Source organism: Ligilactobacillus equi DSM 15833 = JCM 10991, assembly GCF_000615765.1.
In the GTDB taxonomy this organism is placed as follows: domain Bacteria; phylum Bacillota; class Bacilli; order Lactobacillales; family Lactobacillaceae; genus Ligilactobacillus; species Ligilactobacillus equi.
Window position 1 is genome coordinate 14108 of record NZ_BAMI01000014.1, and the last position, 24145, is coordinate 38252.

Genomic DNA, 24145 nt, shown 5'->3' on the forward strand with positions numbered 1-24145 from the left:
GCTGGGATGCCCAGCTTTTAAACTTTATTTAGTTGAAGAACGTTTAATAAAACCATATGGTAATTCAATAGTTCTTTGTTCCACTTCTTCATCGTTCATCATCTTGGTCAAGAAGCGCATCGCTACGGCCCCAATATCGTAAAGTGGTTGCGTAATGGAGGACATTTGTGGTCGCACAATCTCTGTTAACTTGGAGTTATTACTTGTTACTACTTCAAATTCTTCTGGAATTTTAACCCCGGCATCCTTAGCTCCGTTTAAAACCCCTGCAGCTAATTCGTCATCAGATACATAGGCAGCACTTGCTGACATAGCTTGTAAAGCAGGTGCTAACATTTCACCAGCCCGATAATTCGAATCTGTTTCAAAGACTAAGTCTACATCAAAAACTAGGTCATTTTCTTTCAAGGCTTGTTTATATCCTTCTAAACGATATTGGCCATTAATGGCATCACTCAAAGGACCAGAAACAAAGGCTACACGTTCGTTTCCGCGACGAATTAAATCACTAACCGCTTCCTTAACAGCTGCCACATAATCAATGTGGACACTTTCTAATTCATTTTCGGGATCGACTGAACCTGCTAAAACCACTGGCGTACGAGAACGATTGATTTGTTCCCGCAATTCAGGGGTAAGGTTGTTACCCATGAAAATAATCCCGTCAACTTGCTTCGCTAATAAGGTATTTAATACTTGCACTTCTTTTTGAGCATTACCGTCAGAGTTAGCTAAAATAATGTTGTACTTGTACATAGTAGCCACATCATCAATCCCACGAGCCAATGATGAGAAGTAAACGTTGGTAACGTCCGGAATAATCACTCCAACCGTTGTAGTCTTCTTACTTGCTAACCCACGCGCTACGGCATTAGGCCGATAATCAAGCTTATCAATAACTTCCATAACCTTCTTGCGGGTTGCAGGCTTAACATTAGGGTTACCATTAACGACGCGGGAAACCGTTGCCATAGAAACACCCGCTTCACGTGCCACATCATAAATTGTAATTGTTTGTTTTTTCATGATTTTCTCCTTTACTTTTCTTGTTTTTTCATTTCATTTTCACCTTGAACCATATTTAATTTAGCAAAATCCGCGGAAAAATGCAAGCGTTTCAAAAAACTATTTTCATTTTCTTTCACTTTTAATTTTGAAAATCTTTTCTTTAAATTTTTATTTATATTTCTCTTGGTAAATTTTAATTTTCAGCTTAACTACTGCTTTTAAGTGTTATAATAAAGAAGAATTGATTAATTGAAAGGATGATTTTATGTCTCACCTTAAGGCAATCCAAACCTGGCTAAGCCAAAATAATTACGACTTAGCTTACATTAGTAATTTCAAAACTGTCGAATACCTCAGTGGTTTTGGTAGCGATCCGATTGAAAGAACCTTGGCTCTCTTGGTTTTCCCTGACCACGAGCCTTTCTTATTTGCGCCAGCTCTCGAAGTCGAAGCTGCCAAGGCCAGTGGGTGGCCTTTCCCTGTTTACGGCTATCTTGACCACGAAAACCCTTATGCCTTAATTAAGAATCACATCTTAGCCACCGGCATCACCCCTCAAAAATGGGCTTTAGAAAAAGATAACTTAACCCTCGATCGTTTTGAAAACTTGCGTCAACAATTTCCCCAAGCAAGTTTCAATGGCAACTTGACCCCTGTCATCGAACAAGAACGACTTTTCAAAAATGAAGACGAATTAAAACTTTTACGCGAAGCCGGCAAGTGGGCTGATTTCGCCTTCGAAGTTGGTTTCAAGGCTCTCTCAACACAAGCTACGGAACAAGATGTGGTCGCTGAAATCGAATACGCCTTAAAAAAGAAAGGTATCTTACACATGAGTTTTGATACTATTATCCAAAGTGGAGCCAATGCCGCTGATCCTCACGGTGCCCCTAAGGCTGACCTCATCCGACCAAATGAATTAACCTTGTTTGATTTGGGAACAGTTTACCAAGGTTACGTTTCCGATGCTTCACGGACAGTGGCCTTTGGAACAATCGACGATAAACTCAAAGAAATATACCAAGTTTGTCTTGAAGCCCAATTAAAAGCTCAAGATGCTGTTAAACCTGGCATAACCGCTGCCGAATTAGATAAAATTGCACGGGATGTGATTGAAAAAGCGGGTTACGGTCAGTACTTTATTCACCGTTTAGGCCATGGGATGGGGCAAAGTGACCACGAATTTCCTTCAATTATGGAAGGTAATAACATGGAATTGCAACCGGGTATGTGTTTCTCCATTGAACCAGGTATTTACATTCCAGGTTACGCCGGCGTCCGGATTGAAGACTGTGTCTGCGTCACCGCTAATGGTAGTGAAGCTTTCACCCACTCTTCCAAGGAATTATTAACTTTACCTCTCAAATAATTCAGCATTAAAAAGTTATCCATAGCGATATCTACAAAAAAAGACTACGAATCTTGAAATAGTTCGTAGTCTTTTTGATTTATCCACAGTTCAACTGCTTTTATCTACGCTTTACTTAATGTAAGTGTATTTGTAGTTCCATTGAGTACCAGCCGTGTTGTGGATAATTCCCTTAACATGACTCTTTTGCATGTAGGCTGTAGTCTGTTGGTATAATGGTGTTACCCCTTGTTCTTGGTTAATAATTTTGGCCGCTTGCACCAAGTCATTCCAACGCGCTGCCTTATCATTAGCATCTGCATTTGTGGCTTTGGCAATTAAGTCATTATAAGCTTGACTTTCATACTTACCATAGTTATATGACGTACCAGATGTCATAATTTGCAGGAATGTAATTGGGTCATTAAAATCCCCACCCCAACCAGAAACATAGATATCAAAATCACCTTGACGCGCACGGGTAGTCGCACTGTTACCGGGAATATTAGTCACTTCAACCGTCAATCCTGGTAAAACTTTAGTGTATTGGGATTGAAGATATTGAGTCAATGCATCATTGTTGGCATTATCGTTGGAAGCTAAAATATTAAACTTCAACTCTTTTAAACCCGTTTCCTCTAATCCCTTTTGCCAGTATTGCTTAGCTAATTTTGTGTTGTAATCAACAGTATCTTTTACCACCTGTTCTTTGGCAAAATCTTGACCATTATCCTCATTTGTCGCTAGACCAGTTGCCACAAAACCCAATGGTACGGAAGAACCATCCCCAAAGACCTTTTTAGTTAAAGTTTTCCGGTCTAAAGCTAAAGACAATGCCTTGCGAATATTAACGTTATTTAAAGCTTTACGATTAGTTTCATTTTCATCGTTAAAATTGTAAGCTAAGAAAGCCACATAAGAGTACGGATAGGACTTAAATTGGTCACTATTCTTCAAGTTTTTAACTTGTTGACTGGAAAGCGGCGTCAAATCTAATTTATTTTGTTGGTAAAGTTGGTAACCAGTGTTAGTATTTTCAACTACGGTGTAGTTAATCTTGTTTAGCTTAACCTTATTTTTATCCCAATACTGATTATTTTTAACAAAAGACCACTTGTTAGAAGTTCCATTCCACTTAGTAATCTTGAAAGGACCTGAGTAGACCATATATTGAGACTTAGTCGCATACTTTTTACCATACTTTTCCACTACTTTTTGATTTTGTGGTCCAAATAATGGATAAGCCATCAAGACCTTGAAATAGGCAATTGGCTTCTCTAGAGTAACTACCACGGTGCGCTTATCTGGAGCACTTATCCCTAGCTCACTTGACTTTTTCTTACCAGCGACAATATCATCAGCATTTTTTATTCCACTAAACAAATATGAGTATGGTGACTTGGTTTTAGGGTTTATGGTTCTCTGCCAAGAATAAACAAAATCCTGGGCCGTGATTTGATCTCCATTACTCCAGTTAGCCTCCCGCAACTTAAAGGTCCATGTTAAACCATCCTTGGAAACTTGCCCACTCTTAGCCAAACCAGCTGTGGGTTTTCCGTCTTCACCCAAACGATAAAAACTTTCAAAAACATTCCCAGTTTGTCCATACCCGGTCGCCTTAGAGATGTCGATCGTATCTAAAGGTGCAGTTGCGCTTAGTTTGAGGACTTGTTTATCCGCACTACCTGTCTTATTCTGTTTTCCGCAAGCTACTAACGTTACTCCAGCTAATAGGGCCACAGCAAGGGATAAAACTTTACTTTTCTTCATAAAAACCACTCCTTAAAAATCTAAAAAGGCCCTTGTCTTCTTCACGAAAACAAGGGCCTTCTAAACTTCTTTACTGATAATTAGGGTCTGATGTCAGTTCAGGTTAAGCAAGTTTGTTTTCGTTTTTGTACGCAAAGAGAACATGTTGTACACATACAACATGCTTGAACTGCCATCATGTTAACATTTTTCTGCGTCTTCAACATAAAAAACAAACTTCCTTTCTTTCTTGATAGCTTAAATATAAGCCTCTGGTTACTTTTTGTCAATAAGTTTTTTTACTTTTTCTTAGTAAAGAAAAATTCCGCCGATTTCAAGGCGGGATTTCATCGCTTTAAGCATGAGGATAGAAAGTTTCGGTTGGGTGTTCAAACTCAAAATCGGCACTTTCCTTGGCTTCGCTAAAAGCTGAGCGGTTATCAATCACAATATCTGTATCAGCTTCTGCTTCATCTTCAGCTAAAAATTCTTCATTTTCAATTTTTTCCCTGGAGCTAGTTAACCTTTCTTTTAGGTCACTCGTAGCCTGTTTAAGGGAATCTAATGCTTCATTGACGACATCATTATTTTTCAAACTGTCTGCCGTTTGGAAAACACGTTCTTTCATTGGTTGAAAGCCCTCTTGATTTTCTAGCAAAAAATCATGTAAATAACGATCGTATTTCAAGGCCTTTTCCCGCCCATCAAGAATCATTTGATCAACCTTGATCGCGATTTTTTCACGTCTTTCTTCCGTTAAAGTCTTAGAAATCGCAAAGGCTGTCCCGGCAACTAAACCTAAACCTGCTAATAATGTCTTTTTTCCCATACTTATTCTTCCTTTCTATTCAGCCTCTTACTTAGAAACTTCCTTTTGCACCTTTTTAGCTTGGTGTTTTTGATAAATTCGATTAACCACTTGCACAGTTTTAAATGCTTTTTGCGCTGTCCTAAAACGACTGGTCGTGGAACTTACTTTTTCAAAAGTGTTCCGGGTAGCAGTATTTAACTCGGAGAGACTCTCACCCACCTCACCAATAGTTGTAAATAAAGGATCTACCTTAGCTGACTTATCATTAATATCTCCCATCAATTTATTGGTTTGTATCAATAACTGATCCACATCCTCTGTTAACTCTTCTGTTCCCTTTGTCAAAACTTGGACAGTTTTAGTTAGTTCTTCGACCGTTTTCGTAGTCTTCACTAATAACAAACAAGTAAAGAGCACCAAAATTAAGAAAGCTAAAGCAGCTATCAACCCCGCTAATTGACCAAATGTTATCGTCACAAATATCTCCCCTTACTTACTATTTTAACTTAAGGATAGCATAAAAATCCCTTATCTTCCACGAAAAAAACGCTTTCTAAACTTTCTTAAACTTTTCCCAAATAATTTTACAGCAGAATACTAAGGAAAAATGCTATAATGAACAGGAAATAATTTATTATCTAGAAAGGAACGTCATGACTCACTTTTTTATTGCTAAAGAAAATGTCTTAGATCGGCAAGTCTCTAAGCAAACCAACCTATTAACTCGCTATCTCAATAGTATTGACTGGGATAGCCTTTTTAGTAAGGTGGTAACCACCACCATTTTAATCATCTTTATTTCTTTTATCTTCCTAATCGTTAATTCTATCGGGAAGAAAATTATCGACCGTAGTTTTAACCATGCCCACAAAGTTACCATCATGGAACAAAACAAAGCAGAAACTATCCATACACTCTTGCGTAATATCTTCCACTATGCTATGGTTTTTCTCTATATTTACGCTGTTCTTTCAACTTTAGGGGTTCCAGTGGCCACCTTAGTAGCTGGAGCTTCGATTTTCTCAGTAGCCATTGGTTTAGGGGCTCAAGGCTTTATTACTGACATGATTACTGGGGGATTTATCCTTTTAGAACAACAACTTTCTGTTGGTGATGAAGTTAAAATCGGGACCGTTTCGGGGACTGTCTACGCCGTTGGTTTACGGACTACTCAGGTTTTAGACTATGATGGAACCATGCACTATATCCCCAATCGTAATATCACCATTGTTTCCAACCTTTCTCGCAGCGATATGCGAGCTTTGGTAACCATCCCCCTCGATACTACTCAAAGTATTACCGACATGGAAAAGGTTCTGGAAGGTGTCAACACCAAGCTAGCAAAAACTTTTGCTAAGGATATCACCCAAGGTCCCACCTTGCTCGGGGCGGTTGATGCTGGTAATGGGCGCTTAACCTACCAAGTCTTAATTTACACTAAAAACGGGGCTCAATACAATATCCAAAGAACTTATCTGGCTCATTATCTGGAAGCCCTCCAACAAGCCGGCTTTAAGATTCCTGCAGTGGCCGCTCCTAGTGCACCCAAATAAAGCAAAAATCCCAACCATGTGCGAAATCATGGTTGGGATTTTTCCTATTTATGATTAAAATGTCGCCAAGCACTCATAAGGGTCAACGCTGTAAAAAAACAAGCACTAGCTGTAATCAAAACTGCATCCCCTATTTCTAAATCAATTTGTTTGGCATTGCTTTTATGACTTAATTTCATGATAATTTTCTTATTCTTTCCTAGTATGTCGCTGTAAAAACGTCTTTTTGGCGGTGCTCTAAATAACCTACAATTGTAGTTACAGCCTTTTGAATGGCTTCCTCTTTAGGTGATAAAAATTCTGAGTGAAGTGAATAAGGACTTTCGACACCTACCCAAAACATGGTTCCCGGAATTTTAGATAAAAGGTAGCCAAAATCTTCCCCTGTCATAGCGGGTGCTGTTTCTACAAAGTCTACCTGGTCGTTAGCTTGCATATAATCCATGAAAGCCTTGGTCGTATGGTCATTATTTTCAACAGGATAATAACCACCTTGGTTGAGTTCCAATTTTACCTCACAATCAAAGGCTTGGGCAATACCTTCCGCAATTTGTCGCACCCGCTTTTGAATTAAGAGATTATTTTCTTGAGTTAAAGCCCGAATCGTCCCATCAATTTGACATTGTCCAGCAATTACGTTCCCCGTTGTCCCCGCTTCAAAGTGACCTAAAGTCACCACGCCCGATTGAATCGGATCAACATTACGACTGACAATGGTTTGAATTTGGTTGACAAAAGCTGCTCCTGCTACAACCATGTCATTCGCCTGATGCGGAAAGGCTGCGTGACCACTTTTTCCAATAAAAGTTGCATGGATTTCACAAGTTCCTGCAAATAAAGTTCCTTGCCGACAACCAATCGTCCCGGCTGGTAACTGCGGATTATCATGAAAGGCATAAATTTCATCGGGCATCCATTCATCCATAACTCCACTTTGGTAGACCTGCATCCCCCCACTCAAAATTTCTTCTGAAGGCTGGAATAAGAAAAGTAAATTACATGCTGGTTGATTTTCCGCAAAGTAGGATAAAACCCCTAAGGCAACCGTCATATGAATATCATGCCCACAAGCATGCATTCGCCCCACATGTTTGGAAGCAAAAGGTAAGCCCGTTTGTTCAGTAACCGGTAATCCATCAATATCTGTACGGTAACCGATAGTTTTGCTTTGATTTTTTCCTTGCACACGAACAAGCGTAGCTGTTTTCCAAGTCTTTACTTGTAAGAAATCTTGCGGCATCCGACTAATGTATTCACGTAATTGCGTACTAGTTTCAAACTCTTCCATTCCAATTTCAGGAATTTGGTGTAAGTTCCGCCTAATTTCAATTAATTGTTTTTCTGATAATGGCATCTAGTTCCCCTCTTTCAAAAAAGCGAGAACAAGTCTCGCTTTCACCCTAATTAAAGTTGGCGTAAATCATCAACGATTTCTTTTTTACCGTCTTCAACATCCTTGGCTTCTTTAATTACCTTGGCTGGTGAACCAGCAACCACAGTCCCAGGAGCAACGTCTTTGGTAACCACTGAACCGGCCCCTACAATCGCCCCTTTACCAATACGGACACCTTCTAAGACCACGGCATTGGCCCCGATTAAAACATCATCTTCAATCGTTACCGGTTGTGCAGAAGGGGGTTCAACCACCCCAGCTAAGACTGTTCCAGCTCCGATATGGCAATGCTTGCCCACTAAGGCACGACCACCTAAAATTGCACCCATATCAATCATGGTACCCTCACCAATTTCGGCCCCAATGTTAATTACGGCTCCCATCATGATAACAGCATTATCGCCAATTTCAACTTGATCACGAATAATTGCACCGGGTTCAATCCGAGCGTTGAATTTCTTTTTATCAATCATTGGCACCCCAGTATTGCGCCCATCATTTTCCACCCGGTATTCCGTAATCCCGGCTTCTTTTAGGAAAGCTTCTACCTCTTTCCAATCACCAAAAATCACACCCGTCTTGTCATTCAAGTACGCATCGATTTGAGCTGGAACTTCGAGTCCTGCCAAATCCCCCTTCAAAAATACTTTAACTGGTGTTGTTTTTTCTGCTTGTGCAATGGTTTGAATAATTTCATGTGCATCTAATTTAGCCACATTTTTTCCTCCTTTGGTTCCTAATCGTTCTCTGCTTTCCCATAATTTTTAGGGAAAAGTTCATATTCCTGTTCTAATTTATGCGCTACATAGTTTACCCCTTTCATGATTTCACGTCGGGTGATAATCCCTTTAAAGATCTCATTTTGATCCACCACCACTAAGAAAGCTTGATCCACCAAAAGATGGAGCACATTTTCCAAATCAAACGGAACTGTAACTATTGGTACCTCTGTTTGCATAACTTCTTTTACTTGATGTTGATTTAAAACGCTAGGATCAATACCCTCTAAACCTAGCATTTTCTCGGTAATCATGGCTAGAGAAAGTAAACCTTTAAAGTGTTGGTCCTTATCTAAAACAGGAATTTTGGCATAACGAACCTTTGTTAATACAAGTAAAGCATGGTCTAAATAATTTTCATCTAGAACATTGGCTACTTTGTCTGCGGAAATGATGAAATCTGTTTGCTTAGAAGCTAACAAATCCTCAATCGCCTGTGCAATCATGTCTTTTCCTCCTTGGTTCTATTCTTATTGTAAGCCATCTGCCTTTAAAAACCAACATGAAAATATAATCTGTCTTTCATTATTTTTTGTGAAAATTCTTACATTAATAGTTGACATTAACCCTTTTCAAAATTATAGTAATATAGGTAATTATTATTCTTTATTTTATAAATTGTCCAGGAGGATATTATGGATATCTCGTTTACTACTAAGCTAGCAGCGGAATTTTTTGGAACAGCTATCATGTTAATCTTAGGTAACGGTTCCGTCGCTAACGTAGAACTTAAGGGAACAAAAGGTGAACATAGTGGTTGGATGACAATTGCTGTCGGATATGGTTTCGCCGTGTTAGTTCCAGGGATGATGTTTGGTGCCATTTCAAGTCAAACTAACCCAGCCATGACTTTAGGTTTAGCTTTTGCTGGTGACTTCCCATGGAGCCAAGTACTCCCTTACATTTGTGCCCAATTCTTAGGGGCCATTGTTGGTCAATTAGTCGTAGTGGCCTGTTTCAAACCCCACTACGATTTAACAGAGAACCCCGAAGCTGTTTTAGGGACTTTCTCAACTATCAGCGCCACAAGTAGCCGATTCAATGGTTTTGTTAACGAATTCTTCGGAACTTTCGTTTTAATCTTCGGTGCTTTAGCTATTACCCACTCTGATTTCTTTGTTCATGGAAATCAAGGTGCAGGTCACATCTCAGTCGGTTTGTTGGTTATGGTTTTAGTTACTTCCTTCGGGGGCCCTACTGGTCCAGCCTTGAACCCTGCTCGTGACTTAGGGCCACGTTTATTGCACGCCCTCTTACCATTGAAGACTAAAGGTTCTTCCCAATGGGATTACGCTTGGGTGCCTGTTTTAGCCCCAATCTGTGCCGGAATAACTGCGTGTTTATTATACCGAGCAGTCTTCGGTTTATAAAATGACTAAGAGTTGAGCACATCGACTCTTTTTTTGTAATCAAAAAGCCTCGGGAGCAAAACTTCCAGGGCTTTTTGGCTTTAATTCAAAGGATCACCATACCAAGCTTGGTAAGTACTTTCAATAAGTTTAAGGGCGCTTTGTGTCATTTGACCGGTTAGAATTTCACTTTCCGTTTGTCCCGCCAAAATAGCAGCATTTATAGCCTTGAACATGGCTTGCGCCGCATTTTCTTGACCTTTAGCTAACAAGCGCTTCTTAGTGTTTGTTTTTTGAATAATCGCATTATCGCCAAAGACTGTATCTTTGACAATAATTTGACCTTCATTTCCATAAATTTTCATTTCATTAGCCACTGCAAAATCGATACTCAATGTTACGTTAGCCAAAACCGCACCCGCCTTTAGGTTCAAGACGCTGTAATCATCGGCCGCTCCGACTTGATTGTAGTCTAAACCATTGTAGGCAGTGACCTCTTGGCCTAACAAATAAGTCAAAAGATTAATTTGGCTACTACCTAAAATATTGAGGGCCCCGCCCCCAGCCGCTAAATCTTTTTGCCACTGTTCATCCTTTGGTAAACTAGCAGACGCTTTAAGTTCCACTAATTTAACTTGCCCAATTTCTCCAGCTTCTAGGACTGCTTTTAATTTAGCAAACAGTGGGTTAAACAAACCAACTTGAGCTTCCATTAAGAAAAGTCCCTTATTTTGTGCAAGCATAAATAACTCACTGGCCCCTACTTGATGCCGGGTAAAGGGAGCTTCCATCACGACATGTTTACCATTTTCTAACGCTAGTTTCGCACAAGCATAGTGACCGCGATTTTCTTGTGGGATAAAGACTACATCAACATCAGGGCTTTGACAAACTTCTTCATAACTTTCAAAAGCACGGGGAATTTGCCATTTTTGAGCTAAATATTTGGCATCTAAAGCTTCACGTCCCGCAATCGCACTGACTTCGCTTCCGGCAATAGTTGTCAAAACCGCAATGGCCTTTTTAGCATTTAACCCGGTCCCCAAAATTCCATACCGTATACTCTTCATTCTTTCCACCTCTAATTTTTCATTTATTCCATTATACCAGAGTTTTCTTACTAGTTTAGTATCATTTCTGACTTAACTAAAAAACCGAATAGCATAAAGCTACTCGGCTCATAGTAATCATTTTAGTTCAAACGATCAGTTAATTCTTTTGTTAATTCTTCATAACCTGGACGGCCTAATAAAGCAAACATATTGTTCTTGTAGGCTTCAACTCCTGGTTGGTTGAATGGGTTAATCCCGTTCAAGTAACCTGATATAGCCACAGCGATTTCGAAGAAGTAAATTGTGTAACCTAAAGTATATTCTGATTGATCAGGAATGTTAACGATCATGTTAGGTACACCACCGTCAGTGTGAGCTAGGACAACCCCTTGGAAAGCCTTAGTATTCACGTAATCCATGGTCTTGTCTTCTAAATAACCTAAACCATCAAGATTTGCTTCATCCTTAGGAATCGCAACATCGTGATTAGGAGTCCCCACCTTGATAACTGTTTCCATCAAGTTCCGGCGTCCTTCTTGAATGTATTGGCCCAAGGAGTGTAAATCAGTTGAGAAGTTAGCCGATGATGGGTAGATACCCTTTTGGTCTTTTCCTTCTGATTCACCCATTAATTGTTTCCACCATTCGGAGAAGTATTGTAAGGATGGTTCGTAGTTTTCTAAGATTTCCGTAGTGTAACCCTTACGGTATAAGATGTTACGTAAAGCAGCATATTGGTATGCTTCGTTCTTAGTTAGGTCAGCATCTGTGTATTCGTGAGAAGCATCACGAGCACCTTCCATTAACTTATCAATATCTGCCCCAGAAACAGCGATTGGTAACAAACCAACTGGTGTTAAGACCGTGAAACGACCACCAGTTGAGTCAGGAATAATGAACGTTTCGTAACCTTCAGCATCGGCTTCTGTCCGTAAAGCACCCTTTTGACGATCAGTTGTCGCGTAAATCCGTGCCTTAGCGCCTTCTTTACCATACTTTTCAACTAATTTTTCTTTGAAAATTCGGAAAGCAATTGAAGGTTCTGTCGTCGTACCAGACTTGGAAATTACGTTCACAGAAAAATCACGATCACCAATTAAGTCTAACAAATCATAGACATATGATGATGAAATTGAGTTCCCAGCGTAGAAGATTTGTGGGGCTTTACGCTTGTCAGCTGACAAGTAGTTAAAGAAACCGTGGTGAATGAATTCGATGGCGGCACGAGCACCTAAGTATGAGCCACCAATTCCAATTACAACTAAGACTTCAGAATCGTCTTGAATTTTCTTAGCTGCGGCTTTGATACGTGCAAATTCTTCCTTATCATAATCAGTTGGTAAGTTCAACCAACCTCGCATCTCATTACCTGCACCCGTACCCTTACGTAATTGTTCATCAGCAGCGTTCACCATTGCTTGAATTTCTGCTAATTCGTTGTCTTGGACAAACTTAGTCAAGTTTGAGCTATCAAATGAAATATGTGCCATTAATTATCGCTCCTTAAAATTTATTTTACATCTTTAATTATACAAAGATTTTCTTTAAAATAAAAGCCCTTAAATCACTATAAATTATTAAAATTACTTATAAGTACTTATAACTTTGCGGACATCTATAGATGGATTCTTGGTTTTATCTTTAATTTCACCTTAACTACTTGTTTTTAATGGTTGCTTTATTTTAAAATATGGGTTAGACAATGCAGAAAGGACGGTTTTTCCGTGTACTGGCAGAAAATTAAAAAATTCTTAGCCACTCGGTGGGGCTTTTTTACTTTACTTACCTTACTTTTTTGGGCTAAGACACTGGCCGTTTACTACCTTGACTTTAACCTCGGAGTCTCCGGCATTTACCAACATTTAGTTTTATGGGTTAATCCCCTCGGTACCACCTTACTACTTTTAAGTATCGGTTTGTATATTCGCCGCACTTTTCCAGCTTACTTAGCAATGATTTTGATTTATCTTGCTAACTCGGCCCTTTTACTTTTTAACGTCATCTATTATCGTGAATTTACTGATTTCATGACAATTAATGTAATCTTTGGTTATTCCTCCGTTTCCAATGGACTTTCGACTAGTTCGTCCGCCTTACTAACTCCCAAAGATATCATTTTTGCGGTTGATTTACTGCTTATCCTGGGCCTTATTTTAACTAAGACCATCAAATTTGACAAGCGCCCCATCCCTAAGCTTTCTGCCTTAGCGATGACCTCTTTTGCTTTATTTTTCATGACCTTTAACTTGACCTTAGGGGAAATAAGCCGGCCACAACTACTAGGCCGGACTTTTGACCGAGCCTACTTAGTTAAATATCTCGGTCTCGACTTTTTTACCGTTTATGACGGACTTAAAACTGCTAAAACCAACCAAGCCCGCAATGAAGCTAATAGCGCCGATTTAAATAAGGTGATTAATTTCGCCCAAGAGCATTACGCCAAGCCTAATGAACAAATGTTTGGTGTCGCTAAAGGTAAAAATGTGATTGTAATTCATTTGGAAAGTTTCCAACAATTCTTAATTAATTATAAGTTAAACGATCAGGAAGTAACTCCCTTCTTAAATAGTCTTTACAATAGTAAACAAACTTATAGTTTTGCCAACTTTTTTAATCAGGTTGGCCAAGGGAAAACTTCTGATGCCGAAAACATGTTGGAAACTAGCACTTACGGGTTACCTCAAGGTTCACTCTTTTCCACTTTGGGTAGCGAAAACACCTTCCAAGCAGCCCCGGCTATATTAAATCAAGAAGCCGGTTATACTTCTGCGGTCTTCCATGGTAACGTTGGTTCTTTCTGGAACCGTAATGACGTATACAAAAATATGGGATACCAATATTTCTTTGATGCTAGCTACTACGATACAAGTGCCGAGCGCTTGAGTGAATATGGTTTAAAGGATAAATATCTTTTCCATGACTCCGTTAAATATCTTGAACAGTTACAACAGCCGTTCTATACCAAATTTATTACGGTCACCAACCACTTCCCTTATACCTTGGATAGTGCTGACGCTGATTTTCCAGCTGCTAATACCGGAGAAGCTTCGGTTGATAACTACTTTGTTACGGCCCATTACCTAGATCAAGCGATTGAAACTTTCTTCAATTACCTTAAGAAATCCGGCCTTTACGATAATTCCGTGATTATCCTTTATGGTGATCACTACGGAATTTCTGATTCGCGAAACTTAAAATTAGCCTCTCTGTTAGGAAAATCAGCCTCAACTTGGAGTGACTTTGACAATACCCAGATGCAAAGAGTTCCGTTTATGATTCATATTCCGGGGCAAGAAAATGGTGGCGTACAAACAATATGGGGGGGAAATTGATGTTCTACCAACCTTACTTCACCTTTTAGGGATTAATTCCTCAGCATATTTACAATTTGGAACTGACCTATTTTCCAAAGAACATGATCAAACCGTGGCCTTTAGAAATGGTTCCTTCATTACTCCTAAATATACTGTTGTTTCAGGGACTATCTACGATAATCAAACTGGAGCCGTTGTCACCCATCCGTCTAAAGCGGTTAGTGACTACCTTGCGGAACAAAAGCAAAAAGTTCGGACCGAGTTATCCTTATCGGATACACTTAATACTAAGAATCTCTTGCGTTTCTATGTTCCCGCTCACTTTACGCCGGTTGACCCTAGTTTGTATGATTATAAGAAACAATTTGAACGCTTGAAAGCCTTAAATTCTAAATTAGGTGCTAAGTCTAAGAGTCTTTACAGCAAAAACAAGCATAAATCTACAGTTGACGATTATCCTAACGAAGAAGATAGTCTGAACCAAGATAACACCAATAATCAAGCAAATAGCACTGATAATAGCCAAACAGAAACTAGTCAAGAAGAAAGTACGGCTAGTGATAGCAGTGCTAGCACTAGTTCCACTGCTGCGCCAGCACTTTACGCAACCAGCGGTAACACCTCAACTCCGCCAACTGAATAGAACAAAGAAAAGATTGGAAAAATAAACTTTCCGATAACTTTTTATCGCAAAAAGAACCGCTAGAAACATTGCTTTAGTAGCATACTTTCTAGCGGTCTTTATTTTTTGGCCCTCTTCTCGGTCATCTTTTATGCTTGTTTATCAGGGAAAGTCATAGTAAAAGTCGTCCCTTTACCTACTTGACTTTGGACTTCAATCTGGGCTTGGTGTAAATCGACTAACTGTTTTACAATCGATAAGCCTAAACCAGATTCACCATACTTCTTATTTGTCCGAGAAGGATCCGCTTTATAATAACGTTCCCAAATATTTTGAACTTGTTCGGACGTCATCCCCATTCCAGTATCATAGATACGAATCACGGTTTCTCGGTATCCTCGTTCACCCGAAAATCCAATCGTACCATTTTGAGTAAATTGAATGGCATTTTGGGTAATATTAAAAACAATTTGTACTAGGCGATCATAATCCGCGTAAATTGGTAATTCATCCGGTAACGCCAATTCAAAGCAATCATTATTTTCCTGGGCCTTAGCCTCCAATTGCTTGGCAATATTCTTAATAATTTCACTGGCATTCAATTCAGTTTGATTAAGAACAATCACACCACTGCGAATCTTTTCATAATCGAGATTTTCATTGACTAAACGAATCAAACGTTTGGTTTCATTTTGCATTAAGGTAATACTTTTTTCCTTACTTTCTTCAGGGATCACATCATAGGCTAATCCTTCTAAAATACCATTAATAGTTGTTAGTGGCGTCCGCATTTCATGAGCCGCATCAGCCATAAAACGAAGTCTAAGCTCTTCTTGACGCTCGATTTCCTTATTAGAAGCAGCCAAGGAGGACGCCATCCGGTTGAAATCATGCGCTAATTCATCCAACTCATCTTTTCCGCGATTTTTAATCGCAACATCAAAGTTGCCATCCGCAATTTGCTTCGTCGCACTTTGCAAACGCCGAATTTTTTTAGTCATGTAATGAGCTAAAATGAAGCTTACAATTAGACCTAAAGCTGCTGAAATCAATAGCGCATAAAGTAAGTTGACCTCTACAGCTGTTACGGCTTCTTTAATATTTGAAGCAATCGAGCCTAAAGAAATGACCGCTACTAATTCCTTTCGAGCATTAAAACACGGTACGAAAATATCTGTTAATTGTTGACGTTCCGTACTATAAGCACTGTCTAACTTTTCAGGAGGTTCTGGCAAGCTAACATCTAGATTGGTGGTCGGCTTAACCATTTTTTTCTTAACCCTCCGACCTGCAATGTCAAATTTACGATAAATTATCTTGCCTTGTTTAAGTTTTTTCCATTCTTTTTTAGAAATACTAGCTTTAAACGCATTATTTGGATAAATAATCTCATCACGCTTGGTATAGATTGTCATATGCACTCCTTGTCCTTGCAAGAGCTCATCAAATGACTCCAACTTAGTCTGATTAACAATCAGACTTTCTCGACTATCATCCACTTCCAACAGACGTAAGGTTCCAGAAGACTTCAAGCTATGCGCATAATTTTCCAACTGAAACCAGGTATTACGGTAAACATTTTCCTTCATTAAATGAAAAAAAGAAAAACCCAAAATTACCAGTAAAGTCAAAATTACCGTAAAAAATGCGATTACCTGTTGGTAAAAAATTTTCATCTATTTTACCTCTGAATCATCAAATTTATAACCTACACCCCAAACAGTTTGAATAACTTTTGGTCCAACCTTTTCAATTTTTTGCCGTAATTTCTTAATATGCGCATCTACTGTGCGTTCGTCACCATAATATTCATAATCCCAAACTAACTGTAATAATTGTTCACGAGAGAAAACTTGGCGAGGCTTTTGTGCTAGAGTCTTTAATAAATCAAATTCCTTTGGTGTTAAGTCCATAATTTCCTTATCAAATAAGAAAGCTTCCCGCGTCTTAGAATTCAATTTAAAGTGTTCAGTTTGTACATCAAAATTATCTACATCTTCGTTTTGAGTTACCTGAGTTTTGAGTGCTGGAGTTTCTGCTCGCCGATGCAAGGCTTTAATTTTTGCCATTAAGGTCAGCGGTGAGAATGGTTTAACGATATAATCATCGGCACCCATTTCTAACCCTAAAACTTGATCACTTTCTGAATCACGGGCGGTCAAAATAATAATCGGCACGGTTTTAGAAATTTGACGAATTTCAGTATTCACCTGCAGACCATCTTTTTTAGGTAAATTTAAGTCTAAAGTAATCATATCCCAACTATCAGGATCGTCTTTAAACATTGCTACTGCTTCTTCGCCATCATAAGCATAGTGCGCGTCCCAACCATCTTTTTGGAAGAACATACTCATCATTTCAGAAACGGATTTATTATCTTCAACCATTAAAATTTTCATTTACTTCCTCCTCAAAATTAACTCTTACTAAAAAACTAACAAATTTCTATGTCTACATTATTATCTAAATTTGAATTTTTTTAAAAGAAAAAAGCGCAGAACCTTACAGTCTTGCGCCCTACAATATGGAAGCGGCGGGAATCGAACCCGCGTCCAAGCATATCGCCACTTAAACGTCTACGTTCATAGTCAGACTATTTAACTTTCATCCAAGACCGCGCCGCCCGACCCGGCTAACATCTTGAACTAACCTAATTAATCTCTTCTTTTTCCTCTAGGTGAAAGGTCCAAGCGTAAGTCCACTTCATATAAAACCCGGATCTAACACATGGACGATGCTAGGCGGATTTACGCCACTGCGATTAGGCAGCTAATGCGTAAGATTGTGTGTTATTTTTTGCAGTTATATTTTAACTGAGCGTTTTATGGTAGTCGCAACCTACCAAACGCAGTCTAAGCTCGACCTATACCTGTCGAATCCTAAACGCCCCCATAAATGACTGTAATTAATTATACTACAATCATCTCAAAAGATAAAGCCATTTGTTCACTACATCTGATCCATAGTACGGTTTAATAATTGATCAACATAAAGATTTCCTTGGTTATTCGCGTGTCCCTTAGTCCAGCTATAATCTAAATTCGTAAACTTCGGTAATAATTGCGCCACAGCTTGCCATAACTCCTGATTTAAAACTACCTGACCATCAGCCTTACGCCAATTACGTCTTTGCCAAGAATTCAGCCACCCTTTAGTGACGGCGTCGAGGACATAACGAGAATCCAAGACAAACAAGACTTTCAAATTAAAGCGACCCAATTGCTCTAAGTAACGTAACGCCTGTAAGAAAGCTGTAACTTCCATCTTATTATTGGTTGCACCATACCCACCATTCGTGGCTTCGACTAAGATTTGTTTTTGCTTCGTAAAGGCGACAAAAGCCCAAGCGGCCTTATCATCATTTAAAACGTGTCCGCCCCGATAATTGCCATGATTCCGCGAACCACCATCGGTGTAAATCACCAAATCGTACTCTTCTGGCTGGCGACTTACGAGCTGAGGCTTAGCATTTAAACTACCATCTAAGTTTCCACCTTGATCAAGCCAAGCTTGAGCTTGCGCTTGACTAGGGAAAGACTTAAAGCGCGCCCCTAAAAAACCTTGAACCTGACGTTGACATTCCGGCCAGGAGGTGTAAATTCCGGGCTGGCGTCCCCGATAAACTGCATAGTATTTTTGCACCATAGCGCCCCCCTCTGACTTAACTTCAATTAATTTTAGCACAAAAAGACACATCATGGATGCATCTTTTGATTAGTTAATCCATACACTCATAGCATGAATGTTTTTTTCTAAACGTTCAAACGGCTCCCTAAGGGTTAAACGGTAAATTGATTCAAGCCCTCGTTTATCGTAGGTAACTAGACCCGCTTTGCGTAAAATCTTTAAGTGGTGCGAGACAGCTGGCTGGGTGATGGGCATCATCCGCGTTATTTCACTAACAGTTAGCCCTTCGCGGGAATGTTCACACAGTAACGTTATTAAATGTTGACGCTTATCGTCCGCCAATGCTGTCAAGACGTCTAATTCATTTTCAAAATCATTCAAAATCTTACTTTGCCTGCTTGAGAGGCCACTTCCAACTGTCATCATACCCACTCCTTCAATATTTTTTCACCTTTACTATAGCATAAAGCTCACTTTTCAGCAAACGTTTTCATTAAAAATATTGAATATCAGAGTAGAAAATACACCACTTACATTATAGATAAAAATAAATCGAAAAGAACATAGAGGCCGAGGCAAAAACCACCAATAGATGCCAGTAGACATGAGCATACTTAACTCCATGAATACTGTAAACCCCTGCCCCTAAAGTAAATAAGATACCTCCTAAAACGAGTAAGGTTATCCCTGTACCACCTAGGGCCAAAATTAGAGACTTAGCACCCAGCAAACATAACCACCCCATACCGATATAAATAATTGTTTCGATATACTGCTTGCGATTTTTGGCCAAAATGTGGTAACAAATTCCTAGAACTGCCAGCACCCATACCACCACTAAAAGCGCTAGGCCTGCCTTACCCTGAATGCCTAAGAGGCAATATGGGGTGTAGGTTCCAGCAATTAATAGATAGATTCCACAGTGATCAAAAATTTGAAAAAGCCGGCGCGCTTTCGTAAAGTAAAAAGTATGAAAAAACGTCGAAAAGAGATACAAACCTAATAAACTAAGCCCATAAACCAAGTAGGCTGCAAAATATAAAGGGCCTTGATTGAGACCTTTCATAATTAATAAAACTAAGGCTACAATACTAAGTGCCACCCCAATTCCATGTGTAATAGCACTAAATACTTCGTTAATTATTTGTGATTTATAATCAAGTTTCATACTCATCGCCCTCTTTTTCTTTTTTCTAAATTATACAGCTATATAAATTATAAGTCAATAACATCTAGATTTAAAATCTAGATGACAACAAAGTAAAACTACGTGTTATAATTAAAGATAGATAAAACTTAGATAGAGGACAAATAATATATGGCTGAAAAAATATCAATCAAAGACTGGTTAAATTTCTTTCATCCCCAGCCCTTACCCGCTTGGGAAGAGTTTCCTGATTTTGAACTTTATATGGATCAACTCGTAAGCTTAGGCAACCGTTACTTAGCGGACTTAACCGATGCCCCCATCACCTCTTCGATGGTCAATAGCTATGTCAAAAAAGGGCTCCTACCGCGTCCTATTAAGAAAAAATACCAATCGACCCACTTAGCTCATCTTTTGGTAGTATCGCTTTTAAAATATGTTTACTCCCTCGAAACAGTAAAAAAATCGATTGACTTCGTGTTAGAAAATCAAAGTGTGGAGGAAGCCTACCATACTTTCCAAAAACTCTTCAACCAAACCTTAGTTGGTATCAAAGATGATCAACTCCCTGAAGTACAAGATGATGCGGAACATCCCCGTTTAGAAACCGCGGAAACCTTCGCTATTCGGGCGGTAATCTATAAAACTATGAGTAACCAACTCTTAAAAAAGGTTGAACAACAAGAAAATTAACATTACATGCCAAAAACTCGTAACCAAATTAGTTACGAGTTTTTTATTTTAGTAAAATAAAAAGCCCAAGAAATTTTCCTTGGACTTCTGAGACATCAATTTTAGATTAACCTAAAGCTGGAGTACCAAACCATTCGATACGTTCCTTAACGATGTCAGTAATAGCTTGTGTACCAGGTGCAAGCAACTTACGTGGGTCGTAACCCTTGCCTTCTTGGTCCTTACCTGCTTCAATGTACTTACGAGTAGCTTCTTGGAATGCTAATTGGCATTCAGTGTTAACGTTAACCTTTGAAACACCCATTGAGATAGCTTTTTGGATTTGTTCCTTAGGAATACCAGAACCACCGTGTAATACTAATGGTGTGTCAATAGCATCTGCAATTTCCTTCAAACGGTCAAAGTTTAAACCAGTCCAGTTTGCAGGGTACTTACCGTGGATGTTACCGATACCACATGCCAAGTAGTCAACACCTAAAGCAGCGATTTGCTTAGCTTCTTCAACATCAGCTAATTCACCAGCACCAACGATACCATCTTCTTCACCACCAATTGAACCAACTTCGGCTTCAACAGAGATGTTAGCAGCGTGTGCTAAGTCAACGATTTCCTTAGTCTTTTCTAAGTTTTCTTCGAATGGTAAGTCGTGACCATCAAACATAACTGAAGTGTAACCTGCACGAATTGCTTCCAAGGCAGCTTCGTAGTTACCGTGGTCTAAGTGCATTACGACAGGAACAGTAATGTCCATTGACTTTACAGTTTCGCGAACTAACATGTTGCATAATTCGTAACCACCCATGTACTTAGCAGCACCCATTGAAGTTTGGATTAAAACAGGTGTGTTTGTTTCTTGTGCAGCTGCTAAAATGGCACGAGTCCATTCCAAGTTGTTTGTGTTGAAGGCACCAACAGCGTAGTGACCTTTACGAGCAGCAGCAAAAATTTCGTTACCGTTTACGATTGACATAAAACAGCCTCCTAAAAAATTTACAATGTAAAAACTTACTCATCTGAGTACATTCTTATTCTAACACATTTTTGTAACAAAACGCACTATAATTTACCTGCTTTTTTCGCTTTTCTTCCAAAATCTTGCAAAAGCACACAGTTTCTTTCATAAATTTAGTTAAAATCTCTAAATCTAAGCAATATGATTTTCGCGTAATATTTTATTCACCAAAGCTTGTGCTTCCGGTGTTTTTTCCCATTCTTGGAAATATGTCATCCCTTCGTCTTGCATTGTAAAAGTGTTATTAATATACTCTTCATACTTAATGACGTTGGTTGAACGCGGGATATTAAGTTGTAAAATACGAACCTCTTTGATAAATCCCCGGACCGCAGCTAACTCAGCACGCCCGTTTTGAACCATATTCGCTACTTCATAATAGTGGCTACCATCATTACGAGTAATTTCTTCGATTAAAGTTAAAACTTCGTGACTTTTCATGACATTTTTCCTTCTTTACTTTTTTCATTTATTATAACAAAAAACAACCACCATAACATTACGGTGGTCGGCATAAGAGAGAAAGAGAATTGATTAGAAGGTAATATTCAAATACCTTACAAGAAAATGATAACCCCCAGTGAAAGCGTTGTCAACATTTTTATCTAAATACCTCACAAATTCACAAACTTTTTGAGCTACCCATACTTATTCTAATTCTCGCGAACTCTGGCTCGTCACTTCCTCGGCTTCTTCACTACTTTCCGAACTTACTTGTTTGCTCGTATTACTACTTTGTGTCACCGCGGAACTTGTCTCGGTGTTACTACTACTTGCTGTCTCACTACTGTTAGTCACATAAATTTCCACTTCAATTGAAGCTGGACTAACTGCTGTAATACCACTTTGACTAGGATTAATCCGCACACTTTGACTCGTTGAACTTGTAATTCCTGCTACCGAAATTGGAACCCGTAAAGAGTTTATTTTATCAAGTGCAGCCTTCGTCCCTGTTACCATCACACTAGTGGTTTCACTACTAAAGGAATAGTTTTTACCACTTACGCCATCATCACTAGCAACAAGTTTTAACGGTAATTTCTTGGTAATAGTAGCAGCCTCAATAGGCACGGTAACAGTAGTTTGACTCGGACTAATTTCTACTGGTAAAACCTGTCCTCTTTTATCTAAGGCCACAATATCCACCGTACGTGTAACCGTCGTCCGTGTATTGTCAGGCAAGTTAACATCAGCTACCACATTAGCGATGTTTTTTACGTCACTTTTAGCCCCCGTCACTGTGACTGATTTACGAGATAATGTCGCAATACCAGCCGCATAACCATCAGCTACTTGATTACTATCAAAACGAGCTTGAACTTGCATTTTCTTAATCGCCTTACGACTAATCTTGACCGTTATTTTATCTGGATTTAAGTCCACTGATAATTCTCGGCTAATACCACTTGTCTTTAGTTTGACTGTATGTTTTCCAACCGACAGGTTATTTAAGTCAGCATAAACCGTAAAGTTTTGAGTATTATGCATCGCAGTCACCAGCGCCGAAGAACCCGTCACTTTTAATTTGACCGTTTCAGGTGCATCTTGCACGACATAGCGCTCATCATCATAATTTAATTTCAAGTTAGTGGTAACTTCAAAGGTCTTGTTGGTTTTTAAAACACTACGGAAGGCTGATTTATTGACCTCCATTCCCCTTTGACTTGCAGTTTGCGAGTTAACATAAAGAAATAAGAACAAAGCCATCGCCAGGGAAACGAAGCGGTAGAAAATTTTACTAGTCCAAAAATTTTTTTTCAATGTTTCCGCCCCCTTTTTTTGAAGTTCGACTTTCTGGCAAAAATGGCCTCCATCAAACGCACCAACGGAATCGGACCTTGGTCATCATCTTTGGTTTTCGGAACTAACTCACTACGTAATAACTTAAGGTAATCGTCTCGCCGTAAATCGCGAATTAATTCGCTATTCTTGGTAATCGTAACGCCACCAGTTTCTTCAGAAACAATCACCGTCAGTGCGTCAGTCACCTCGCTAATCCCAACTGCAGCCCGGTGACGAGTTCCTAATTCTTTAGGAATGGCATTACTTTCTGACAAAGGCAAATAAGCTGCCGCTACCGCTACTTTATTATTTTTAATGATTACCGCTCCATCATGCAAAGGCGTGTTGGGGATAAAAATATTTATTAAGAGCGCCCCGGTAATATGAGCATCTAGTTTAATCCCCGTTTCGATATATTCATCTAACCCCGTATTTTGTTGGATTGTAATCAGCGCCCCAATCCGCCGCTTGGACATATATTGGATAGCTTGATCTAAGGCTTCAACCATCTCTTCTTCTTCACGTTGCGCCTTATTACGTGTAAAAACCGAACCACGTCCGAGATGCTCTAATCCTCGTCTAATTTCTGGTTGGAAAATTACAATACATGCAATAATCCCCCAGTTAATAACCTGATCCATAATCCAAGAGACGGTTTCTAAGCCGCCATACAAACTTATCACCTTAATGGCAATAATAATTAAGACCCCTTTGAAAAGTTGGACGGCTTTGGTCCCCCGTAATAATAGAATCAGCTCATAAATAACAAACCAAACCACGAGAATATCTACAATATTGGCCACGTTACGCCAAGTGAAGATACTTCCCCAGTCAAAAAACATACTTTCTCCTCCCTTCAAAACTTTACTTTTACTAATAATTATAGCACGGCTAGCCCGTCAACTA

General features: G+C 39.2%; 22 protein-coding genes, 1 other RNA gene and 1 pseudogene. 5 read left to right on the top strand and 19 right to left on the bottom strand.

The window, feature by feature from the left end:
• Positions 1 to 24: 24 nt before the first annotated feature.
• Positions 25 to 1026, bottom strand: coding sequence for a catabolite control protein A (gene ccpA, locus JCM10991_RS04680; protein WP_023859768.1), 1002 nt, complete (start codon positions 1024 to 1026; stop codon positions 25 to 27).
• A gap of 247 nt (positions 1027 to 1273) precedes the next feature.
• Between ccpA and JCM10991_RS04690 the strand changes: the two genes are divergently transcribed.
• Positions 1274 to 2377 (top strand): aminopeptidase P family protein, encoded by a 1104-nt coding sequence (locus JCM10991_RS04690; protein WP_023859769.1) that lies wholly within the window; start codon positions 1274 to 1276, stop codon positions 2375 to 2377.
• Between the two features lie 111 nt (positions 2378 to 2488).
• Here JCM10991_RS04690 and JCM10991_RS04695 read toward each other — a convergent pair whose 3' ends face one another.
• The 3 genes from JCM10991_RS04695 to JCM10991_RS04705 all read right to left on the bottom strand — a co-directional run bounded on the left by JCM10991_RS04695 (position 2489) and on the right by JCM10991_RS04705 (position 5393).
• Positions 2489 to 4126, bottom strand: a complete 1638-nt coding sequence (locus JCM10991_RS04695) for a peptide ABC transporter substrate-binding protein (RefSeq protein ID WP_025020709.1) — start codon at positions 4124 to 4126, stop codon at positions 2489 to 2491.
• A gap of 334 nt (positions 4127 to 4460) precedes the next feature.
• On the bottom strand, positions 4461 to 4934 hold the full coding sequence (locus JCM10991_RS04700) for a hypothetical protein (protein WP_025020710.1): 474 nt from the start codon (positions 4932 to 4934) through the stop codon (positions 4461 to 4463).
• 27 nt (positions 4935 to 4961) lie between these two features.
• The gene (locus JCM10991_RS04705; RefSeq protein WP_025020711.1) at positions 4962 to 5393 is read right to left on the bottom strand and encodes a DUF948 domain-containing protein; all 432 of its coding nucleotides are present in this window, start codon (positions 5391 to 5393) and stop codon (positions 4962 to 4964) included.
• A gap of 176 nt (positions 5394 to 5569) precedes the next feature.
• Between JCM10991_RS04705 and JCM10991_RS04710 the strand changes: the two genes are divergently transcribed.
• On the top strand, positions 5570 to 6469 hold the full coding sequence (locus JCM10991_RS04710; RefSeq protein WP_025020712.1) for a mechanosensitive ion channel family protein: 900 nt from the start codon (positions 5570 to 5572) through the stop codon (positions 6467 to 6469).
• A gap of 199 nt (positions 6470 to 6668) precedes the next feature.
• Here the strand turns inward: JCM10991_RS04710 and JCM10991_RS04720 are convergent, their stop codons facing one another.
• Genes JCM10991_RS04720 through cbpB form a run of 3 tightly spaced genes read right to left on the bottom strand, consistent with a single transcriptional unit; the run spans position 6669 to position 9087 of the window.
• Positions 6669 to 7823 (bottom strand): N-acetyldiaminopimelate deacetylase, encoded by a 1155-nt coding sequence (locus JCM10991_RS04720; protein WP_025020713.1) that lies wholly within the window; start codon positions 7821 to 7823, stop codon positions 6669 to 6671.
• Between the two features lie 50 nt (positions 7824 to 7873).
• Positions 7874 to 8578 (bottom strand): 2,3,4,5-tetrahydropyridine-2,6-dicarboxylate N-acetyltransferase, encoded by a 705-nt coding sequence (dapD, locus tag JCM10991_RS04725; RefSeq protein ID WP_025020714.1) that lies wholly within the window; start codon positions 8576 to 8578, stop codon positions 7874 to 7876.
• A 20-nt stretch (positions 8579 to 8598) separates the two neighbouring features.
• Positions 8599 to 9087: a cyclic-di-AMP-binding protein CbpB gene (cbpB, locus tag JCM10991_RS04730; RefSeq protein ID WP_023859776.1), complete on the bottom strand. Its 489-nt coding sequence runs from the start codon at positions 9085 to 9087 to the stop codon at positions 8599 to 8601.
• A gap of 189 nt (positions 9088 to 9276) precedes the next feature.
• Here cbpB and JCM10991_RS04735 point away from each other — a divergent pair, with 189 nt between their 5' ends.
• Positions 9277 to 10011: an MIP/aquaporin family protein gene (locus JCM10991_RS04735; RefSeq protein ID WP_023859777.1), complete on the top strand. Its 735-nt coding sequence runs from the start codon at positions 9277 to 9279 to the stop codon at positions 10009 to 10011.
• A gap of 80 nt (positions 10012 to 10091) precedes the next feature.
• Here JCM10991_RS04735 and JCM10991_RS04740 read toward each other — a convergent pair whose 3' ends face one another.
• Both JCM10991_RS04740 and JCM10991_RS04745 read right to left on the bottom strand, forming a co-directional pair.
• Positions 10092 to 11060: a Gfo/Idh/MocA family protein gene (locus JCM10991_RS04740; RefSeq protein ID WP_025020715.1), complete on the bottom strand. Its 969-nt coding sequence runs from the start codon at positions 11058 to 11060 to the stop codon at positions 10092 to 10094.
• 122 nt (positions 11061 to 11182) lie between these two features.
• Positions 11183 to 12532 (bottom strand): glucose-6-phosphate isomerase, encoded by a 1350-nt coding sequence (locus JCM10991_RS04745; RefSeq protein ID WP_023859779.1) that lies wholly within the window; start codon positions 12530 to 12532, stop codon positions 11183 to 11185.
• 234 nt (positions 12533 to 12766) lie between these two features.
• Between JCM10991_RS04745 and JCM10991_RS12695 the strand changes: the two are divergent.
• A pseudogene (locus JCM10991_RS12695) lies at positions 12767 to 14999 on the top strand (LTA synthase family protein).
• Between the two features lie 128 nt (positions 15000 to 15127).
• Here JCM10991_RS12695 and JCM10991_RS04755 read toward each other — a convergent pair.
• The 6 genes from JCM10991_RS04755 to trhA form a co-directional block, all read right to left on the bottom strand.
• A complete protein-coding gene (locus tag JCM10991_RS04755; protein ID WP_025020716.1) occupies positions 15128 to 16654 on the bottom strand; it encodes an ATP-binding protein in 1527 nt (508 codons plus the stop codon).
• Positions 16655 to 17377, bottom strand: coding sequence for a response regulator transcription factor (locus JCM10991_RS04760; protein WP_025020717.1), 723 nt, complete (start codon positions 17375 to 17377; stop codon positions 16655 to 16657).
• Positions 17378 to 17500: 123 nt separating this feature from the next.
• Positions 17501 to 17869: a transfer-messenger RNA gene (ssrA, locus tag JCM10991_RS14815) on the bottom strand.
• Positions 17870 to 17927: 58 nt separating this feature from the next.
• Positions 17928 to 18662: a ribonuclease H family protein gene (locus JCM10991_RS04765; protein ID WP_225349923.1), complete on the bottom strand. Its 735-nt coding sequence runs from the start codon at positions 18660 to 18662 to the stop codon at positions 17928 to 17930.
• A gap of 30 nt (positions 18663 to 18692) precedes the next feature.
• Positions 18693 to 19031: an ArsR/SmtB family transcription factor gene (locus JCM10991_RS04770; protein ID WP_025020719.1), complete on the bottom strand. Its 339-nt coding sequence runs from the start codon at positions 19029 to 19031 to the stop codon at positions 18693 to 18695.
• Between the two features lie 109 nt (positions 19032 to 19140).
• The gene (trhA, locus tag JCM10991_RS04775; protein WP_025020720.1) at positions 19141 to 19773 is read right to left on the bottom strand and encodes a PAQR family membrane homeostasis protein TrhA; all 633 of its coding nucleotides are present in this window, start codon (positions 19771 to 19773) and stop codon (positions 19141 to 19143) included.
• 150 nt (positions 19774 to 19923) lie between these two features.
• Here trhA and JCM10991_RS04780 point away from each other — a divergent pair, with 150 nt between their 5' ends.
• On the top strand, positions 19924 to 20445 hold the full coding sequence (locus JCM10991_RS04780; RefSeq protein ID WP_023859786.1) for a DUF1836 domain-containing protein: 522 nt from the start codon (positions 19924 to 19926) through the stop codon (positions 20443 to 20445).
• 106 nt (positions 20446 to 20551) lie between these two features.
• Here JCM10991_RS04780 and fba read toward each other — a convergent pair whose 3' ends face one another.
• From fba to cdaA, 4 genes are all read right to left on the bottom strand, one after another.
• A complete protein-coding gene (gene fba, locus JCM10991_RS04785; RefSeq protein ID WP_023859787.1) occupies positions 20552 to 21415 on the bottom strand; it encodes a class II fructose-1,6-bisphosphate aldolase in 864 nt (287 codons plus the stop codon).
• Positions 21416 to 21589: 174 nt separating this feature from the next.
• The gene (locus tag JCM10991_RS04790) at positions 21590 to 21898 is read right to left on the bottom strand and encodes a hypothetical protein (RefSeq protein ID WP_023859788.1); all 309 of its coding nucleotides are present in this window, start codon (positions 21896 to 21898) and stop codon (positions 21590 to 21592) included.
• Positions 21899 to 22105: 207 nt separating this feature from the next.
• Complete coding sequence (locus JCM10991_RS04795) at positions 22106 to 23218, bottom strand: CdaR family protein (protein WP_025020721.1); 1113 nt, start codon at positions 23216 to 23218, stop codon at positions 22106 to 22108.
• Positions 23215 to 24081 carry a diadenylate cyclase CdaA gene (cdaA, locus tag JCM10991_RS04800; RefSeq protein ID WP_023859790.1) on the bottom strand — a complete coding sequence of 289 codons (867 nt, stop codon included), beginning with the start codon at positions 24079 to 24081 and terminating at the stop codon, positions 23215 to 23217. The genes JCM10991_RS04795 and cdaA overlap by 4 nt, the downstream gene beginning before the upstream one ends.
• Positions 24082 to 24145 lie beyond the last annotated feature (64 nt).

Coding starts and splice junctions, on each gene's coding strand:
- ccpA (WP_023859768.1), bottom strand. CDS start 1,026: ATGAAAAAACAAACAATTACAATTTATGATGTGGCACGTGAAGCGGGT.
- JCM10991_RS04690 (WP_023859769.1), top strand. CDS start 1,274: ATGTCTCACCTTAAGGCAATCCAAACCTGGCTAAGCCAAAATAATTAC.
- JCM10991_RS04695 (WP_025020709.1), bottom strand. CDS start 4,126: ATGAAGAAAAGTAAAGTTTTATCCCTTGCTGTGGCCCTATTAGCTGGA.
- JCM10991_RS04700 (WP_025020710.1), bottom strand. CDS start 4,934: ATGGGAAAAAAGACATTATTAGCAGGTTTAGGTTTAGTTGCCGGGACA.
- JCM10991_RS04710 (WP_025020712.1), top strand. CDS start 5,570: ATGACTCACTTTTTTATTGCTAAAGAAAATGTCTTAGATCGGCAAGTC.
- JCM10991_RS04720 (WP_025020713.1), bottom strand. CDS start 7,823: ATGCCATTATCAGAAAAACAATTAATTGAAATTAGGCGGAACTTACAC.
- cbpB (WP_023859776.1), bottom strand. CDS start 9,087: ATGATTGCACAGGCGATTGAGGATTTGTTAGCTTCTAAGCAAACAGAT.
- JCM10991_RS04735 (WP_023859777.1), top strand. CDS start 9,277: ATGGATATCTCGTTTACTACTAAGCTAGCAGCGGAATTTTTTGGAACA.
- JCM10991_RS04740 (WP_025020715.1), bottom strand. CDS start 11,060: ATGAAGAGTATACGGTATGGAATTTTGGGGACCGGGTTAAATGCTAAA.
- JCM10991_RS04745 (WP_023859779.1), bottom strand. CDS start 12,532: ATGGCACATATTTCATTTGATAGCTCAAACTTGACTAAGTTTGTCCAA.
- JCM10991_RS04755 (WP_025020716.1), bottom strand. CDS start 16,654: ATGAAAATTTTTTACCAACAGGTAATCGCATTTTTTACGGTAATTTTG.
- JCM10991_RS04760 (WP_025020717.1), bottom strand. CDS start 17,377: ATGAAAATTTTAATGGTTGAAGATAATAAATCCGTTTCTGAAATGATG.
- JCM10991_RS04770 (WP_025020719.1), bottom strand. CDS start 19,031: ATGATGACAGTTGGAAGTGGCCTCTCAAGCAGGCAAAGTAAGATTTTG.
- trhA (WP_025020720.1), bottom strand. CDS start 19,773: ATGAAACTTGATTATAAATCACAAATAATTAACGAAGTATTTAGTGCT.
- JCM10991_RS04780 (WP_023859786.1), top strand. CDS start 19,924: ATGGCTGAAAAAATATCAATCAAAGACTGGTTAAATTTCTTTCATCCC.
- fba (WP_023859787.1), bottom strand. CDS start 21,415: ATGTCAATCGTAAACGGTAACGAAATTTTTGCTGCTGCTCGTAAAGGT.
- JCM10991_RS04790 (WP_023859788.1), bottom strand. CDS start 21,898: ATGAAAAGTCACGAAGTTTTAACTTTAATCGAAGAAATTACTCGTAAT.
- cdaA (WP_023859790.1), bottom strand. CDS start 24,081: ATGTTTTTTGACTGGGGAAGTATCTTCACTTGGCGTAACGTGGCCAAT.